Below are 17,746 nucleotides of genomic sequence, written 5' to 3' on the forward strand. Positions count from 1 at the left end.
GGATATCCCCGCGGCCCGCGGTCGGGACGCTGAAGGTAGTCTTGAGGCATGGATGGCATTTTCTCCCATGCGGAACCGACCCCCGACTCCGGTAGCGACGGCGATCGTCCCCGGCTGGAGCCGGTGGTGGCAGGCGTGACCGTGGCAATGGAATGTGAACAGGCCTACGAGGGGTTCGTCGATTACCTGCACCTGTGGTGGCCACTGGGCACCGTGGGGACCATGGGGCCGGGCTCCCACCTGGGCATCGAAGAAGGAATGCTCATCGAGGAATCCGAAGCAGGGGAGCGCCGGCAATGGGGCAGCGTGGTTCGATCCGAAGCGCCCCTGCGCAGCGGGGCCTCCGACCGCTCCCACGGGTGCCTGGAACTGGACTTCACCCTCGGCTTCGAACAGGAAGCCCCCACCCGGGTCGTCATCGACTTCGAGGAGACCGGCACCGGGGCCACCGATGTCACGGTCACCCATGCCGGATGGGCACCCGGCCCGGCCGGCGAAGGCCAACACGCGATGGCCGAGTCCTGGCCCGAGATCCTGGGCTACTACCAGCGCTTCATGGGCGGTGCCGCATGAGTGCCCCCACTCAGGATCTCGATGCCACGGTCGTGGCGGAGCGACTCACCAGCGCCCTGGGGCCCGAACAGGTCTGCGTGGAGGCCTCGGTCCTGGATCGCTACAGCCACGACTACGGCCATGTGGCCGATCCCCATGAACCGCTGGCGGTCGTCTTCGCCCGGGACACCCCGGACGTGCAGCAGGTCGTGTTGCTGGCCGGTGACCTGGGATTCTCGGTGATCGCCCGGGGCGCCGGCACCGGGGTCTCCGGCGGCGTCCACGCCACCCGCAACAGCGTGGTCCTGTCCCTGGAACGGATGGACGCCATCCTGGACATCCGCGCCGACGACGAAACGGCGCTCGTCCAACCAGGAGTCATCAATTCTGATCTGAACGACGCGGTGGCCGTCCACGGGCTGATGTATGCCCCGGACCCCGCCAGTCATAAGATCTCCACCATCGGCGGCAACATCGCGACCAACGCCGGAGGCCTGCGCTGTGCCAAATACGGGGTCACCCGTGATTCGGTGTTGGCACTGGACGTCGTCCTGGCCGACGGCCGGCTCATCCACGTGGGCCGCAACACCTTCAAGGGAGTGGCCGGCTATGACCTGACCAGCCTGTTCGTCGGGTCGGAAGGAACCCTGGGAATCGTGGTCGCCGCCACCGTCAGGCTGCGGTACCTCAGTGCCGACCAACGCTCCATGGTCGCTCTGTTCCCCGGGCTGGAAGGCGCCGCAGCAGGAGTCCTGGCCATCGGCAAGGCCCGGGTGCAACCGGCGATCACCGAAATGCTGGACGCCGGGACGATGAAGGTCCTGGACTCGATCCACGGGACCCGGCTGACCGAGCGCGGGGGAGCGATGCTCCTGATCCGTACCGACGGCTACGGGGCCAGGATCGAGGAAGAGGTGATCCGCGAGGTCTTGACCGGACTGGGGGCGGAGGTCAGTGCCGCCGATGACCCCAATGCCGCGGACCTCATCGAGATGCGCCGCAACAGCCGGGGTGACGAACAGGACGACGAATTCCGGGCCGGTGAGGACATCGCCGTACCGCGGTCCCAGCTGGTGGACTACATCCACACCCTCGAGGAGATCGCCGCACACCATCAGGTCTGGGTCAGGGTCGTCTGCCATGCCGGGGACGGGAACCTCCACCCCACGTTCTGGATCGACCCCGGTGAGGGCCGGGCCGGGATGGAACGCCTGGAGGCGGCATTGGACGAGTCCGTCCGTGCCGCGCTGGACGCAGGGGGGACGATCACCGGGGAGCATGGGGTCGGCCAATATAAGCGCCGTTGGCTGACCTGGGAACTTGAACCCGACGTCCTGGAACTGCAGCACCGGATTCGTGCCCTGCTGGACCCGCAGGGCATCCTGAACCCCGGGAAGGGAATCTGAAGCCCCGCTCCCGATTAGTGAATTCGCCTCCGAACCGGTAAACTTCTTGAGGTTGATGACCCCACGGGGTGTGGCGCAGCTTGGTAGCGCGCGTCGTTCGGGACGACGAGGTCGCAGGTTCAAATCCTGTCACCCCGACCATCTTCCGGAACAACGGACCACTGGTTCGAAGAAGCCGGAACAGGTTGTCAGCCACGAGGACGGGGCCGAGGAATCGGCCCCTTTTTCGTGTCCGCCCCGAGGCGTTCCCTTCAGCGCTGCGGCGGAACACCCGTGGAGGTCCGTGAGGTGAATTCCGTGGGATGGAAGCCCGCCGTCGGGTCGGGGCCCATGGCCGGATCCGCCCCGTCCAGAAGCGAGAGCAGCTTGCCCACGGCCGCGGCACCCTGCCCTCCGGGATCCTGGGCAATGGTCGTCAACCCGAGAAGCTCTCCGAGCTCGTGCCCGTCGATGCCGATCACCGAGACATCCTCAGGGACCCGCAGACCCAGGTCACGTGCCGCGAAGATCGCCCCGAAAGCCATCTCATCCGAGGCGCAGACGAAGCCGGTGGGACGTCGACGGGGATTGGCCAGCACGTTGCGGATCTTCTGATAGGCACCAGCGGTGGAGAAGTCGGCGGTGAGCAGCCAGTCCCGGCGTACCGGCAACCCGGCCTGGTTCATCGCCGACTCGAAGCCGTCCTCACGGGCCGACCCGAGCTTGAAATCCACCTCGAATTCCTCGGTGCCTCCCAGGAAGGACAGCTCCCGGTGCCCCAGTCCGATGAGGTGCTCCGTGGCCAGGGCTGCGATGTTGAAGTCATCGACCTGGATCGTGTCGATCCGGGGAATGTGGCCACCGATGGCCACGACGGGTTTGCCGACGGAGGCCAGCTGGTTGATCTCGTCGGGCTCCAGCTTGAGCGTGACCGTGATGACCCCGTCGAGACGTTTGCGCAGCAACAGCTCCGAGAACACCGAATCCCGGTGGCGTTGTTCGCCACCGGTGTTGTACAAGGTGAGGTCGTATCCGGCGTCGATGAGCGCACTGGTGGCCCCCTGGAGCACGGTGGAGAAGAACCAGCGGCCCACGGTGGGCATCACCAGGCCGATGTTCCGGCTGCGTCCCGAGGCCAGGGAGGAGGCGTTGTAGGACACCACGTAGCCCAGCGACTCAGCGGCAGCATGGACCCGTTCGCTAGCCGCGGCGGATACCTTCCCGTTGCCACTGAGGGCGCGCGAAACGGTGGCGACCGAGACCCCGGCCAGTGCGGCAACGTCCTTGATGCCCGTCATCTGCGTCCTTCCGTCCAGGGGCGTGGATCCGACCGGTTCCCTATGTTGTGCGCCGCAACCAGACCGCCGCATTCGCGGCCAGTTCCAGCACGCCGTCGACGTCGCCGGGAACCGGGCCGCTGGATAGCAGGACCTCCCCGGGAGGAAGGGCCACCGGGGCCTCGGTGGTGTTCAGGACGACGTCGATGCCGGAGTTCTCGAAGGCGAGCACCCCGTCGGCGTGGCAGGTATCGAGCCACTGCAGCCCACCCGCGCCGAGCTCCAGCCTACGGCGTGCCGCCAGGGCCCGCCGGTACATCGACAAGGTCGAGGAGGGGTCGCCGTCCTGGGCGGAACGCGCCAGCCGTTCCCACCCGGCCGGTTGGGGCAACCAGGCGGTTTCCGACGGGCCGAACCCCAGTGTCGGGCCCGCAGGGGTCCAGGGCAGGGGGACGCGGCAGCCATCGCGCCCGACCCGCTGGCCAGCGGTCCTGAAGAAGTTCGGGTCCTGACGGAACCGGTCCTCGAGGGTGGTGTGGTCGGGCAGGCCCAACTCCTCGCCCTGGTATAGGTAGGCCCCGCCGGGCAGGCCCAGCATGAACACGGTGGCCGCCCGGGCGCGGGCCAGGCCGAGCTCATGGTCCGGTTGCGGGTCCCGGGGGCCCACGCCATCCCCGGAGCGCGCGCCGGCGGGGACGCCGAAACGGGTGGGATGGCGACTGACGTCGTGGTTGGACAGGACCCAGGTACTGGGTGCCCCCACCGCATCGAAGGCCGCCAGTGACCGGTCCACCACGGCACGCAAGGCCGGGGCATCCCAGCCGGTATTGAGATACGGGAAATTGAAGGCCTGGTGCATCTCCTCCGGGCGGACCCAATCGGCGACCGCGTCCACCGGGTGGGCGTTGGCTTCGGCACACAGGATGCGTTCGCCGTCGTACTCGGCGAGGATGTCGCGCCACGTGCGATAGATTTCGTGCACCCCGGGCCGGCCGAACATGGGGGCCTCGGAGAAGGGGAAGCCCTCGCGCGGGGATCCGTTGGCGTTTCCACCCCAATCCGGCAGACCTGGTTCCTTGACCAGGGCGTGGGCAACGTCGACCCGGAAACCGGCGACCCCGCGATCGAGCCAGAAGCGCAGGATCCTCTCGAACTCGACGTGGACGGCCTCGGCATCCCAATTGAAATCGGGTTGTGAGGAGTCGAAGAGGTGCAGATACCACTGTCCCTCGGCGCCGTCGGGTTCGGTGATGCGGGTCCAGGCGGGCCCGCCGAAGTGTGACTGCCAGTTGTTCGGTGGTTCCTGTCCCGCTGCGCCCCGACCATCACGGAAGATGAACAGTTCGCGCTCCGTCGACCCCGGTCCGGCGGCCACGGCGGCGCGGAAGGCGGCGTGCTCCTCGGAGCAGTGGTTGGGGACCAGATCGACGATGACCCGCAGTCCCAGCTCGTCGGCCCGGGCGATGAGGGCGTCGAAATCCTCGAGGGTGCCGAAGAGCGGGTCGACATCCGTGTAGTCGGAGACGTCGTACCCGGCGTCGTGCTGCGGGGAGGGGTAGAAGGGGGAGAGCCAGATCGCGTCGACCCCCAGCCGGGCGATCTGGTGGAGCTCGGCGGTGATGCCGGCCAGGTTTCCGGTGCCCGAACCGTGCAGATCCCGGAAGGAGCGCGGATAGATCTGGTAGATCACCGAACTGCGCCACCAGGAGCGGTCCGTGGAGGGACTGTGGGCCAGGGGACCGCGGGCGAAGGCCCCGGGCGGAATCGTCGGGGGGACGTCGGGGCGGGGTGCGGCGGCCGGCAGATCCGACACCGCGCTCAAGGCAGGGGCTGGTCGCATGCGGTCCAGCCTAGCCGCGGTCGCCAGTCCGTGAAAACGCTTGCATTGAGTCCGTATGCGTCGGACGCAGGTGGTATTCCTGCCTGTGAGAGCGCTTACAATTATGGCGTGCATCACTATCGTGTTTGCCGAAATCCGAGGATGAGAGACTATCCAGCAGGAGGCATCAATGATTCAAGCGCCACACCACGACGGATCCGCACTCCATGTCGACCGTCAGGACCCCGTCCTGGGACAGGACGTTGCCGTCCGGCTGCGGGTTCCCTCGGACCAACCCACCCCCGGCGGGGTCTGGCTGCGCAGCGTGCGCGACGCGGAACCCCACTACGACCAGGCGACCCGGCTGGGTGAGGCCGACGGCTGGGTCTGGTGGCAGGCACTGCTGACCGTGGTCAACCCCGTACAGAACTACCGCTGGGTGATGCGCACCGGGACCGGGTCGCTCTGGGTCAACGCCCGCGGGACCTCGACCCGGGACACCCCCGATGTCCAGGACTTCAGGATCTGCGCCGGGGCCGCGATCCCCGAATGGATCCACCGCTCGGTGATGTACCAGGTCTTCCCCGACCGCTTCGCCCGCTCCGCCGCGGCCGACGACCGCGAACTACCCGAGTGGGCGGTGGCCGCCGAGTGGGACACCAGCGAGGTCATCGGGCGCGGCCCGGACACCCCTTACCAGTACTACGGCGGGGACCTGGACGGCATCGGCGAACATCTGGACCACCTCGAGCAGATCGGGGCGAGCGTGCTGTACCTGACCCCGATGTTCCCGGCCCGTTCCAACCACCGCTACGACGCCTCCGACTTCGCGGGGGTCGACCCGCTGCTGGGCGGCGACGAGGCACTCATCCGACTCGTCGAAGATGCGCACTCCCGCGGAATCCGTGTCGTGGGTGACCTGACGACCAACCACTCCGGGGACGCCCACGAATGGTTCCGTGCCGCCTACCGGAACCCGGCGGCCCCCGAATCCGATTTCTACTACTTCAGCCAGGAGAACACCGAGTATCTGGCCTGGCTCGGGGTGGACTCCCTGCCGAAGTTCAACTGGCGCTCGCAGGGGCTGCGTGACCGGTTCATCCTGGACGACGATTCGATGGTGGCCCGCTGGCTGCAGCCGCCGTTCGACATGGACGGCTGGAGGATCGACGTCGGGAACATGACCGGGCGGGCCGGCGCCGACGATTTCAACCACGAGATCGCCTCGATGATCCGCCGACGGATGCACCAGATCAACCCCGAGGCCCTGCTGGTGGCCGAATCCACCTCCGACGCGGCCCCCGATTTCCAGGGGGACACCTGGCAGGGGGCCATGACCTATACCAACTTCACCCGCCCGCTGTGGCAGTGGCTGGCCCGCCCGCGCACCTGGCAGGACGACGGTGCCGCGGTGGCACCACAGTCCAATGTGACCTCCCAGCCGTGGCCCGACTTCTACGGGTTGCCCCAACGGGGCCCCGACAGCACCGGCGCCGAGGAGTTCCTGGACACCCATCTGGACTTCGCCGCGGCCTTCCCCTGGCGGGTGCGCCTGGCGAACCTCAACGCGATCGACACCCACGACACCGCCCGGGCGGCCAGCGCCATCCTTCCAGGAGCGCAGCCATTGGCCGTGGCCCTGCAGTTCACCCTGCCGGGGGTGCCGATGGTCTTCATGGGGGACGAATTCGGGCTCGAGGGCTTCAACGGGGAGAAATCCCGCACCCCCATGCCCTGGGAGGATCCGAGCAGGATCCCGACCGATCTGCGCGGTCTCTACACCGCGCTGTCGACGTTGCGCCGGGAGCATCCGGCACTGACCTCCGGGGGGCTACGGTGGCTCCACGCCGACGGCGGGACGCTCGCCTTCATCCGCGAAGACCGCCACGAGGCGGTTCTGGTCGTGCTCTTCCGTGATGCCGCCGAAGGACTCCGGTTGGAAGGCCTCGGGGCGGTCGGGACGCCGGTGCCTGCCTGGAGCCACGGAAACGTCACCTGCGAGATCGACGGGGACTCCGGCGTCGTCCTCGGTGGTCGGGCGCTCAGTGCGGCGGCCTTCACACTGGCAGGAACCACCGTTCCCACGGCATCGCGCTAACGACGGGGACGCGCGGCACCGGTGGTCGTGCAGGTGACGCAACATGACGGGGCGGGTCGGGGACACCACTTCCGGTTTGCCGATCAGGGATGTAAGCTGCATCACAATAGTCATCACCTGTTCGCATGGATAACCTGGTGTGGCTTTCCTGACCTCGTCGACCTCAACCATGCCAGCAGCAGTACCGATCCACGGATGATCGGCTCTCTGGCTGGATAGGTCGAAGGAGGGTCAATCATGACCGGAATTGCCGATCACACCGCCCACGACGCGTCCGCCACGACCGTGAGCGTCAACGACCGGGGGATGTCCGTCGCCGACGTCGCCCCGCATACGACCACGCTGCAGTGGCTGCGCGGCAGCGGGATCACCGGCCCGAAGGAGGGCTGCGCGGAGGGCGAATGCGGGGCCTGCGCCGTGATGGTATCCCGCCCCGACGGCGACGGTGGCACCCGCTGGACCTCGATCAACTCATGTCTGGTCCCCGCCGCCGCGCTGGCCGGTCAGGAGATCTATACCGCCGAGGGGCTGGCCTCCGCCGAGGCGCTGCACCCCGTGCAGCAGGAAATGGCCCAGCGGGGCGGTTCCCAGTGCGGCTACTGCACCCCCGGGTTCGTCTCCTCGATGGCCGCCGAGTACTACCGTGAAGACCGGACCGGTTGCGCCTGCGGCCCCGGTGGTTGCGGCTCGGCCCCCTCGACCTCGGAAATCGTCTCCACCGCCGAGCCCGTCCCCTCGGGCAACGAACTTCCCTGGCCGATGGTCGCCGACGACCAGGCCAGACCGCTGGAATCCTGGCTGCCCCCACGGACCTCGGCGCCCACGGAGACCAGGACCGAACCAGCCACCAGATACGAATCGACCTCCGGGCATGAACCGGAGATCGGGGCCAACGGATTCGACCTCCATGCCCTGTCGGGAAACCTGTGCCGCTGCACCGGCTACCGGCCCATCCGCGATGCGGCCTTCGCCCTCGGCGAGGTCGATCCCGATGATCCGATCGCCCGGCGGCGGAACCAACCGGCGCCGGCCAGCAGGCCACTGCGCCTCGACGGCGAGTCCGGCACCTTCGTGCGCCCGGCGGATCTCGCCGAAGCTCTGGAACTGCTCGGTTCGACCCGGGAAGCGGTCCTGCTGGCCGGCTCGACCGACTGGGGGGTCGAGCTGACCATCAAGCATCGCCGCGCCCCGCTGACCATCGCCATCGACCAGCTGCCCGAACTGCGGCGGTTCCGCCAGGACGGGGACCACCTGGAGATCGGGGCGGCGCTGACCCTGTCGGAAGTCGAGCGGCGCCTGGACGGATCGGTGCCCCTGCTCGCCGAACTCTTCCCCCTGTTCGCCTCCCGACTGATCCGCAATGCCGCGACGATCGGCGGGAACCTGGGCACCGGATCACCCATCGGCGATCTGGCCCCGGCACTGTTGGCCCTGGACGCCGATCTGGTGCTCAGCTCCCCGCGAGGAGACCGGACGGTGGCCTTGGCCGAATACTTCACCGGGTACCGGCAAAGCGTGCGTGAGGCCGATGAACTCATCCGTGCGGTGCGCATCCCGACACCCATGGCGCCGGTGGCCAGGTTCTACAAGGTCGCCAAACGCAGATTCGACGACATCTCCTCGGTGGCGGTGGCCATCGCCGCGACCGTCACCGACGGGAGCATCGAGCACATCCGCATCGGCGTCGGGGGAGCCGCCGCCACGCCGCTGCGCGCCCGGGACACCGAAGCCGCGCTGCTCGGCCAGCCATGGACGGCCCGGACGTTCGAGGCCGCCGCGGAGGTCATGGAGGCCGAAGGGACACCGATGTCCGACCACCGGGCCAGCGCCGCCTACCGCAGTGCCACGCTCGCCCAATCCATACGCCGCTTCCACGAGGAGGTCGGATCATGAAACCGTTCTCGTCCCGTCCCCTGGCCGACATCCCCCGGGACAGTGCTGCCGGGGTCGTCATGCCACATGAGGCGGCGTGGGACCACGTCACCGGTCACGCGCTGTACACCGACGACCTGCCGCACCGTTCCGCCAACGTCCTGCATGCCTGGCCGTTGCAGGTGTTCTGCGCCCACGCCCGCATCGATTCCCTGGACACGTCCACGGCCCGGACCATGCCGGGGGTGGTCCGGGTGCTCACCGCGGAAGACGTCCCCGGTCTCAACGACTACGGCGACATCGGCGACGAGACCCTCTTCCCCGCGGAAGTGCAGTTCCACGGCCAACCCGTGGCCTGGGTCCTCGCCGAGACCCTCGAACAGGCCCGGCTGGCCAGCGAGGCCATCGAGATCACCCAGACCGAGCTGCCCTCCATCATCACCACCCAGGAGGCCATCGCCGCCGGGGCGTTCCAGGGACCGACGGGGACCCTGCACCGTGGCGACGCGGATGAGGCCCTGGCGACGGCCCCGCACCGTCTCAGCGGGGGGATCGACATCCAGGGCCAGGAACACTTCTACCTGGAGACCCAAGCCTCTTTTGCCACCATCGACGAGGGGGGACAGGTCTTCATCCAGTCCTCGACCCAGGCCCCGAGCCACACCCAGGAGGTCGTCGCCCGGGTGTTGGGGATCTCCTCGAGCCAGGTGACCGTGCAGTGCCTGCGCATGGGGGGAGGCTTCGGCGGGAAGGAAACGAACGCCAACGCGTTCGCCTCCGTCGCCGCCCTGGGGGCTGTGCTCACCGGCCGGCCCGTGAGCCTGCGGTTGAACCGCACCCAGGATCTGACCATGACCGGCAAACGAGGCGGATTCCACGCCACCTGGGAGGCCGGGCTGGACGACGAGGGTCACATCCTGGCCTATAAGGCGGTGCTGACCGCCGATGGGGGGTTCAGCGTCGACCTCTCGCCCGCGGTGGTCAGCCGGGCGTTGTGCCACGTGGACAACGCCTACTACCTTCCCAACGTCCACGTCGTCGGCCGGATCGCCCGGACGAACAAGACCTCCCATACGGCCTTCCGTGGATTCGGTGCCCCGGCAGGGATGATCGTGACCGAGGACCTGCTGGGTCAGGCGGCCACGAAACTGGGCATCGACGAAGAGGAGATCCGCCGCCGGAACTTCTACGCCCCGGGCCAGAGGACCCCCTATGGGCAGGAGGTCAGCCAGGCCGCGCGCATGGGAGACATCTGGGACACGCTCCTACAGAGCAGCGATTACCACGCCCGACTGCGCGACGTCGCCGATTTCAACGCCGGGAACCAGCACGTCAAACGGGGCCTGGCCATCACCCCGGTGAAGTTCGGTGTCTCGTTCAACAAGCCGGTCCTGAACCAGGCCGGGGCCCTCGTGCTGATCTATCGGGACGGATCGGTGCTGATCAACCACGGGGGGACGGAGATGGGCCAGGGGCTGCACACCAAGATGCTGCACGTCGCCGCGACCGCGTTGGGCCTGCCGTTGCGCCGGGTGCGACTGGCCCCGACCCGGACCGATAAGGTGCCCAACAGCTCGGCCACCTCCGCCTCGACGGGCTCCGACCTCAACGGCGGGGCAGTGAAGAACGCCTGCGAACTCATCCTGGACCGGCTGGCCCCGGTGGCCGCCGGCATGCTGGGCGTGAACTCCAACGATGTGCGCATCAGCGGCGAAGTCGTCAGTGGTCTGGGGACGAAGAACACCGTGGACTGGGCCGAGCTCGTCGAGACGGCCTACCAGCAACGCGTCTCCCTTTCGGCGACCGGCTACTTCCGTACCGAGGGCCTCTACTTCGATCCGAGCACCTACCAGGGCAATGCGTTCAAGTACTACTCCCGCGGTGCCGCCGTGGCCGAGGTCGAGGTCGACGGGTACACCGGGGCGTATACGACCCGGCAGGTGGATCTGCTGCACGACGTCGGTAGTTCGCTGTCGCCGCTGATCGACCTCGGGCAGATCGAGGGGGCCTTCGTCCAGGGCGCCGGATGGCTCACCCAGGAGGACCTGCGCTGGGATACCAGCGAGGGCCCGCACCGCGGCAAACTGCTGACCCAGGCGGCGAGCACCTATAAGCTGCCTTCCTTCTCGGAACTGCCGCAGGTGTTCAACGTCGATCTGTATGTCCACCCCACCGACGATGGCAGCGTCTACGGGTCCAAGGCGGTGGGGGAGCCGCCGCTCATGCTCTCGATCGCGGTGCGGGAGGCCTTGCGGGCCGCCGCCGCGGCCTTCGGCGAGCCGGGACAGCAGGTCGAACTGCCGTCCCCGGCCACCCCCGAAGCCGTGTACTGGGCGTTGGACCAGGTCCGTCGGAGGACCCCCTCCCCGGCCCTGCCGGCCGAATGACGGGGGTGGAACAGCATGGATTGGATCACCGGGCTCAGCCGTGCCCGCGCCACCGGGACCGCCGGGATACTCGCGACGATCATCGAGGTGCGCGGACACTCGCCCCGCGAAGTCGGCGCGAAGATGTTCATCGCCGCGGACACCACCTCGGGCAGCGTCGGCGGGGGCAACATGGAAGCAACCGTCACCGAACAGGCCCGCACGATGCTGCGTCAGGGGGCCGAGGAGGTGGCCGAAACCGAATTCGGCCTCAATGAGCACGCACAGGTCGCCTACGGCACCCAATGCTGTGGCGGCACCGTCCGGGTGCTCATGGAGCCGATCGGCCGCCGCCCCACGGTGGCGGTCTTCGGGGCCGGACACGTCGGCAAGGAACTGGCCCGGATCCTCAGCAGGACCGAGCTGACCCTCCACCTGGCCGATACCAGGCGGGGAATGGTCGACGAGACCCTGACCGCCACGTTGAGCGAGGGCCCGGCCACCGTGCACCTGCACACCCTGCCGGCCCCCGAGACCCTGATCGCCGAACTCCCTGATGACGCCCATGTCCTGATCCTCACCCATGACCACGCCGAAGACCTGATCCTCTGCGACGCCGCCCTGCGGCGCGGGAGTCTCGGGAGCATCGGAGTGATCGGCTCCTCGGCGAAATGGTCCCGGTTCCGCAAGAAACTTGCTGCCGAAGGCCATGCCGACGCAGCCATCGAACGTATCCAATGCCCGATCGGGGTTCCCGATCTCACCGGGAAACACCCCGCCGTCATCGCCATCAGCGTCGCCGCCGACCTCATGCGCGTCTTCCAGAAAGCCACCCCATGATCCACGACGACCTTGCTCCCACGACGATCTTCCACGGCCGCATCCTGGACACCCCCCGGGACCCCTTCGAGGGCGGCGGGTTGCGCGCCGAGGACTGTGCGCTCGCCGTCACCGAAGGTGTCATCACCTTCCGCGGCTCCCTCGCCGAGGCCCAACGACTCCATCCGTCCGCGACACTCACCGGCATCGAGGGGTTGTTGCTCCCCGGGCTGGTCGATACCCATGTGCACTACCCGCAGTTGCGGATCATCGGTGGACTGGGGATGCCGCTGCTGGAATGGCTCGAGTACTGCGCCCTGCCCGAGGAGGCCCGCATGGCCGACCCGGCCCATGCCCGGGCGGTCGCCGACGAGTTCGTGAACGGACTGATCAGTGCCGGAACCACCACCGCCCTGGCCTTCGGGGCCCACTACGTCCCGGCCACCGACGCCCTGTTCCGGGCCGCGCACCACAGCGGACTACGGATGACCGCGGGACTGGTGGTGGCGGACCAGGAGCTGCGCGAGGACCTCCACACCACCCCGGAACGGGCGGCCGCCGACGCGGCGGGGTTGATCGACAGCTGGCACGGGAAGGGGAAGCTGCGATACGCCGTGACCCCGCGGTTCGCGCTCTCGGCGAGCCCCGACCTGCTCGACTCCTGCCGGGAGACCCTCGAGGGCGCCCCCGACCTGTTCTTCACTTCCCACGTCAACGAGAACCAGGCGGAGATGGCGGCGGTGGCCGCATTGTTCCCGACCGCCTCGAGCTACAGCGACGTCTACGATCGGCACGGCTTGCTCGGGCCCCGCAGCCTATTGGCCCACAACGTCCACCCCACCGATGCCGAACTGGCCCTGCTGGGCGAGACCGGGACCGCGGTAGCCCACTGTCCGTCGTCGAACTCCTCCCTCGGCAGCGGCCTGTTTCCGTTGCGCAGACACCTCGAAGCCGGGGTGCGGGTCTCGCTGGGCTCCGATGTCGGGGCCGGCACCGGATTCAACCAGTTCAAGGAAGGCCTACAGGCCTACTTCCACCAGCAGTTGCAACCGAACGGCCTCGCGTTGGGGCCGGCTCATCTGCTCCATCTGGCCACCGTGTCCGGGGCCCGCGCCCTGGGCCATGACGACGTCGGCCATCTCAGCGTCGGCGCCGTCTTCGACGCGATCGAGGTCAACCCGCCATCCGGGACCCCCCTCGAAGCCATCCTGCGGAACGCCGTCAGCGCCGATCGCGCCCTTGCCGCAGTCTTCGCCAACGGGACCAGCGCGGATATCGACCGCGTCTGGATGGGGGGTGTGGCGACCCGTACCCGTACGCCAGAGTAATCCTCGGGATCCCCACGGATCAGGCGGGCCATCGTCCACTGCGGACCCGATGCGCCACGTCATGGTGGTTCCACCACAGTTCAAAGGAGAACAATGAGTACCAACACCCCGAAACGGGAAAGTGTTCCACCGGAAAAAACCTCCGCCGCGCACCGGAGCGCGATCGACAGATACTTCAAGGTCAGCGAACACGGGTCGACCTACGGCATCGAGTTCCGCGCCGGCATCACGACGTTCCTGGCGATGAGCTATGTCATCTTCGTGAACCCGAGCATCCTCAACGATGCCATGGCCGGGCAGATGCCCGATGTGGGGAACCTGTTCACCCAACTGGTGATGGTCACCTGCATGGCGGCGATCCTCGGTTCGCTGTACATGGGTCTGATCGCCCGCTACCCCTTCGCCCAGGCACCCGGCATGGGGCTGAACGCCTACTTCTCCTACACGGTGGTCCTGGGGCTGGGATACCGCTGGGAGACGGCGCTCGGTGCCGTGTTCATCTCGGGGGTGCTGTTCATCATCCTGAGCATCTTCGGGGTCCGGCAAGCGATTGCCCGGGCCCTGTCGATCAGCATGAAGTACGCGATCACCGCAGGAATCGGTGCCTTCCTGGCCTTCCTGGGCATGAAGAACATGGGATTCGTCGTCAGTGACGACGCGACATTGGTCAGCATCGGCGACGTCACCAAACCACATGTGTGGTTGGGGCTGCTCGGGCTGCTGATCATCGCCGTGCTCATGAAACTGCGGGTCAAGGCGGCGATCCTGGTCGGGATCATCGCCACGACCCTCATCGCCGTCGTCAGCCGGCTGCCGGTCTACCCGGGCGCCGAGGAGGGCACGTTCGCGGCCTTCGGCGGCTTCGGGGGTTCTCCGGTCCAGATGCCCATCTGGCCCAGTGACCTCGCCTTCCACCTGGACATCGGCGGGGCGCTGGGAGCCGGACTGCTGTCGGTGGTGTTCACGTTCTTCTTCGTCGATTTCTTCGACGCCACCGGAACCCTCACCGGGCTGAGCCAGCGGGCCGGCATGATCGGCAAGGACGGCGAGATGCCGCGGGCGAAGACCCTGTTCTCGATGGACGGACTCGCTGCGCTCAGCGGTGCCGCCCTGGGCACCTCGACCACGACCGCCTACGTCGAATCGGCGGCAGGGGTCGAGGAAGGGGGCCGCACGGGGTTGACCGCGGTCACCGTCGCCGGCTTCTTCGGCCTGGCGATGTTCTTCTCCCCGGTCATCGCCGCCGTGCCGACCTCGGCCACGGCCCCGGCACTCATCCTCGTCGGGGCGTTGATGATGGAAGGGGCGCGACATATCGAATGGGACGACATCTCCGAATCCCTGCCGGCGTTCCTGACGATCATCGTCATGCCGCTGACCTTTTCGATCGCCGAGGGCGTCGCCGTCGGCCTGGTCTCCTACGCACTCATCAAGGTGTGCTCCGGGCGGATCAAGGAAGCCCACTGGATCCTCTACCTCATCGCGGCACTGCTGATCGTGAGGTGGATCTGGCTGGGCTGACCGCGTGGATCGGGGCCGTCGACCCAGCCCGGGGTGCTAGTCCCCGTCCTCGGGCTGGTCGACTGCGTCCAACACCCCCGACGGGGGATTGAGCATGATCGCCGCCTCGTCCCGACGGTGGCGCAGGATCGTTTCGATATAGGACTCGATGGTCTTGGACATCGGGACGTTGCTGCCGCGTTGTTCGGAGATGAACCAGCGGTGCTCCAGGACCTCATGGACCAGTTGGGCCGGTTCGAGCTTGCCGTGGAGTTCACGCGGGATCGCCTGGGTGATGGGATCGAAGACCTCGTGCACCCACTGGGCCGCGTTGAGTTCCTCGTCCATCTCCGGATGCTTGCGGGCACGGAAGGCGTCGATGTCGTTGAGCAGCCGCCGGGCCTGGAACTCCTGGACGTCCAGACCGGTCAGGCGCAGCAGCCGGCGCTGGTGGTGCCCGGCGTCGACGACCTTGGGCTGGATCTGCAGTTGGGTGCCGTCGGCGGTGGTCCGCAAGGCGATTTCGTCGACGTCGAAGCCCAGGTCGTTGAGCCGGCGGATCCGCTCGTCGACCCGCCACCGTTCGGCCAGATCGACGTGGTCGCGCCGGGTGAGCTCCTGCCACAGCCGGTGGTAGCTGTCCATGATCTGCTCGCTGGTGGCCAGCGGGTCCACCGAGTCCTCGATCAACGAGGCCTCCATCAGGTCCATCAGCTCACCGGCGATGTTCACCCGGGCGATCTCCAGATCGTATTCCCGTTGGCCGTCGGAGAGCGAGGGGTACAGTTCCCCGGTCTCGGCGTCCACGAGGTAGGCGGCGAAGGATTCGGCGTCCCGGCGGAACAGGGTGTTCGAGAGGGAGACATCGCCCCAGTAGAAGCCGGCCAGATGCAGCCGGACCAGCAGCAGGGCCTGGGCGTCGATGAGCCGGTGCAACGTCTCGCGTCGGAGCCGCTGGGAGAACAGGGCGCGATACGGCAGCGAATACTTCAGGTGCCGGGTCACCAGGACCGGGTCCAGTTCCTCCCCGTTCTCGTCGGCACGGCCGCTGATGACGGCCACCGGCTCCACGCAGGGAACCCCCAACCGGTTGAGCTTGCGCAGCATGTGGTACTCATGCCGGGCGATATGCTCCCCGGTCTCCTTGACCGCGATGACGGTTTCACGGAGCAGGGCGAAGCGGACGACGTGGCGGGAAATGCCGCGCGGCAGCGCCGCGAGGTTCCTGGCCGGCCAGTCCTCCAACGGAATATGCCACGGCAGGTCCAGCAGCGCCGAATCCATGGTGGCCGAGGTGATGTTCAACGAACCACCCAGCGAGGTGCGCGGGGTCTCGTCGCTGATCGCGGTTTCACGGGGGAGCTTGCCGTGCTGGCTGTAGTCGGTCGGTTCGTTGTGCCAGCTGGCGTAATGGCGGGTCATCGCATCCTCGGTTCTGCGCCGGGCCCCACGGGCCAGGCGGGTGGAACGACGCCGGCCCCGCCTTCGCGGTGAAGGCGGGGCCGCCGTCGGCTACCGGTGGTGGTTACTCGGAATCGACGAGGTTCTCCACGTCGGCCAGCGAGGCCTGCGGGGCGTTGGCCGCCTCGGGATCACCCAGGCGCTGCCCGGTCTTGGTGTCGAACATGTGGATGTGCTCGGCCTTCGGGCGGACCATCACGGTTGAGCCCTTCAGCGGGGGCCTGCGCCCGTCCACGCGGATGACCATCGGGTACTCGCGGCCATCCAGGGTGGCGTGGCCGTAGACGTAGGCGTCGGCGCCGAGTTCCTCGACCACGTCGACCTCGACGTCCAGGCCTTCACCGGCCCCGACGATCTCCAGGTCTTCGGGGCGGACGCCGGAGGTGATCGTCTGGCCGTTGGCCTCAGCCAGGACGGCCGGGTCCACCGGGTAGGTGTAGTTGCCGAATTCGATGCCACCGGAAACGGCGGGCAGCTCCAGCAGGTTCATGGCGGGGGAGCCGATGAAGCCGGCAACGAAGACGTTGGCCGGACGGTCGTAGAGGTTGCGAGGGGTGTCCACCTGCTGCAGGATCCCGGCGTTGAGGACCGCGACGCGGTCGCCCATCGTCATGGCCTCGACCTGGTCGTGGGTGACGTACACGGTGGTGACGCCCAGCCGACGGGTTAGCGAGGCGATCTGCGTACGCGTCTGCACACGCAGCTTCGCATCGAGGTTCGACAACGGCTCGTCCATGAGGAAGACCTGCGGGGAACGCACGATCGCACGGCCCATGGCCACACGCTGGCGTTGGCCACCGGAGAGGGCCTTGGGCTTGCGGTCCAGGTAGTCCTCGAGGTCCAGCAGCTTGGCGGCCTCACGGACGCGCTCGGCGCGTTCGGCCTTGTCGATGCCGGCGATCTTCAGGGCGAAGCCCATGTTCTCGGCGACCGACATATGGGGGTAGAGCGCGTAGTTCTGGAAGACCATGGCGATGTCACGGTCCTTCGGCGGGACATCGGTGACATCGCGATCGCCGATGAGGATCCGTCCCGAGTTGACGTCCTCCAGCCCGGCGAGCATGCGCAGCGATGTTGATTTGCCGCAACCGGAAGGTCCGACGAAAACGAGGAATTCCCCGTCGGCGACATCGAGACTGAGCTGGTCGACTGCGGGCTTCGAAGTGCCCGGGTAGAGCCTGGTTGCCTGGTCAAAAGTGACAGTGGCCATGATTGATCTATCCCCTCACGGGCAGGTACGTGCCCGACGGTCCGTTGTGAATGGTGTCA

General features: G+C 67.7%; 12 protein-coding genes and 1 tRNA gene. 9 read left to right on the top strand and 4 right to left on the bottom strand.

The window, feature by feature from the left end:
* The first annotated feature begins 48 nt into the window (after positions 1 to 48).
* The 3 genes from ACT3S6_RS14155 (at position 49) to ACT3S6_RS14165 (ending at position 2,099) form a co-directional block, all read left to right on the top strand.
* Positions 49 to 573, top strand: a complete 525-nt coding sequence (locus ACT3S6_RS14155; protein WP_444555478.1) for a hypothetical protein — start codon at positions 49 to 51, stop codon at positions 571 to 573.
* Positions 570 to 1,958: an FAD-binding oxidoreductase gene (locus ACT3S6_RS14160; protein ID WP_444555479.1), complete on the top strand. Its 1,389-nt coding sequence runs from the start codon at positions 570 to 572 to the stop codon at positions 1,956 to 1,958. The genes ACT3S6_RS14155 and ACT3S6_RS14160 overlap by 4 nt, the downstream gene beginning before the upstream one ends.
* 64 nt (positions 1,959 to 2,022) lie before the next feature.
* A tRNA-Pro gene (locus ACT3S6_RS14165) sits at positions 2,023 to 2,099 on the top strand.
* 110 nt (positions 2,100 to 2,209) lie between these two features.
* Here the strand turns inward: ACT3S6_RS14165 and ACT3S6_RS14170 are convergent.
* Positions 2,210 to 3,235, bottom strand: a complete 1,026-nt coding sequence (locus ACT3S6_RS14170; RefSeq protein WP_444555480.1) for a LacI family DNA-binding transcriptional regulator — start codon at positions 3,233 to 3,235, stop codon at positions 2,210 to 2,212.
* A gap of 40 nt (positions 3,236 to 3,275) precedes the next feature.
* Positions 3,276 to 5,054, bottom strand: coding sequence for a glycoside hydrolase family 13 protein (locus ACT3S6_RS14175; RefSeq protein ID WP_444555481.1), 1,779 nt, complete (start codon positions 5,052 to 5,054; stop codon positions 3,276 to 3,278).
* Positions 5,055 to 5,223: 169 nt separating this feature from the next.
* Between ACT3S6_RS14175 and ACT3S6_RS14180 the strand changes: the two genes are divergently transcribed.
* From ACT3S6_RS14180 to ACT3S6_RS14205, 6 genes are all read left to right on the top strand, one after another.
* Positions 5,224 to 7,131, top strand: a complete 1,908-nt coding sequence (locus ACT3S6_RS14180; protein WP_444555482.1) for an alpha-amylase family glycosyl hydrolase — start codon at positions 5,224 to 5,226, stop codon at positions 7,129 to 7,131.
* Between the two features lie 237 nt (positions 7,132 to 7,368).
* Positions 7,369 to 9,024: a xanthine dehydrogenase small subunit gene (locus ACT3S6_RS14185; protein WP_444555483.1), complete on the top strand. Its 1,656-nt coding sequence runs from the start codon at positions 7,369 to 7,371 to the stop codon at positions 9,022 to 9,024.
* Complete coding sequence (gene xdhB, locus ACT3S6_RS14190; protein WP_444555484.1) at positions 9,021 to 11,390, top strand: xanthine dehydrogenase molybdopterin binding subunit; 2,370 nt, start codon at positions 9,021 to 9,023, stop codon at positions 11,388 to 11,390. The genes ACT3S6_RS14185 and xdhB overlap by 4 nt, the downstream gene beginning before the upstream one ends.
* A 15-nt stretch (positions 11,391 to 11,405) precedes the next feature.
* On the top strand, positions 11,406 to 12,209 hold the full coding sequence (gene xdhC, locus ACT3S6_RS14195) for a xanthine dehydrogenase accessory protein XdhC (protein ID WP_444555485.1): 804 nt from the start codon (positions 11,406 to 11,408) through the stop codon (positions 12,207 to 12,209).
* Positions 12,206 to 13,516, top strand: a complete 1,311-nt coding sequence (locus ACT3S6_RS14200; RefSeq protein ID WP_444555486.1) for a guanine deaminase — start codon at positions 12,206 to 12,208, stop codon at positions 13,514 to 13,516. Before xdhC ends, ACT3S6_RS14200 begins: the two co-directional genes overlap by 4 nt.
* 93 nt (positions 13,517 to 13,609) lie before the next feature.
* Entirely contained in the window at positions 13,610 to 15,037 is a 1,428-nt protein-coding gene (locus ACT3S6_RS14205; RefSeq protein ID WP_444555487.1) for an NCS2 family permease, read from the top strand.
* Positions 15,038 to 15,073: 36 nt separating this feature from the next.
* Here the strand turns inward: ACT3S6_RS14205 and ACT3S6_RS14210 are convergent, their stop codons facing one another.
* The gene (locus tag ACT3S6_RS14210) at positions 15,074 to 16,438 is read right to left on the bottom strand and encodes a DUF4032 domain-containing protein (protein WP_444555488.1); all 1,365 of its coding nucleotides are present in this window, start codon (positions 16,436 to 16,438) and stop codon (positions 15,074 to 15,076) included.
* 103 nt (positions 16,439 to 16,541) lie between these two features.
* The gene (locus ACT3S6_RS14215) at positions 16,542 to 17,687 is read right to left on the bottom strand and encodes an ABC transporter ATP-binding protein (RefSeq protein WP_444555489.1); all 1,146 of its coding nucleotides are present in this window, start codon (positions 17,685 to 17,687) and stop codon (positions 16,542 to 16,544) included.
* Positions 17,688 to 17,746: the final 59 nt, after the last annotated feature.

The sequence above is a fragment of the Arthrobacter sp. AOP36-C1-22 genome, assembly GCF_052377515.1.
Taxonomy (GTDB): domain Bacteria; phylum Actinomycetota; class Actinomycetes; order Actinomycetales; family Micrococcaceae; genus Arthrobacter_H.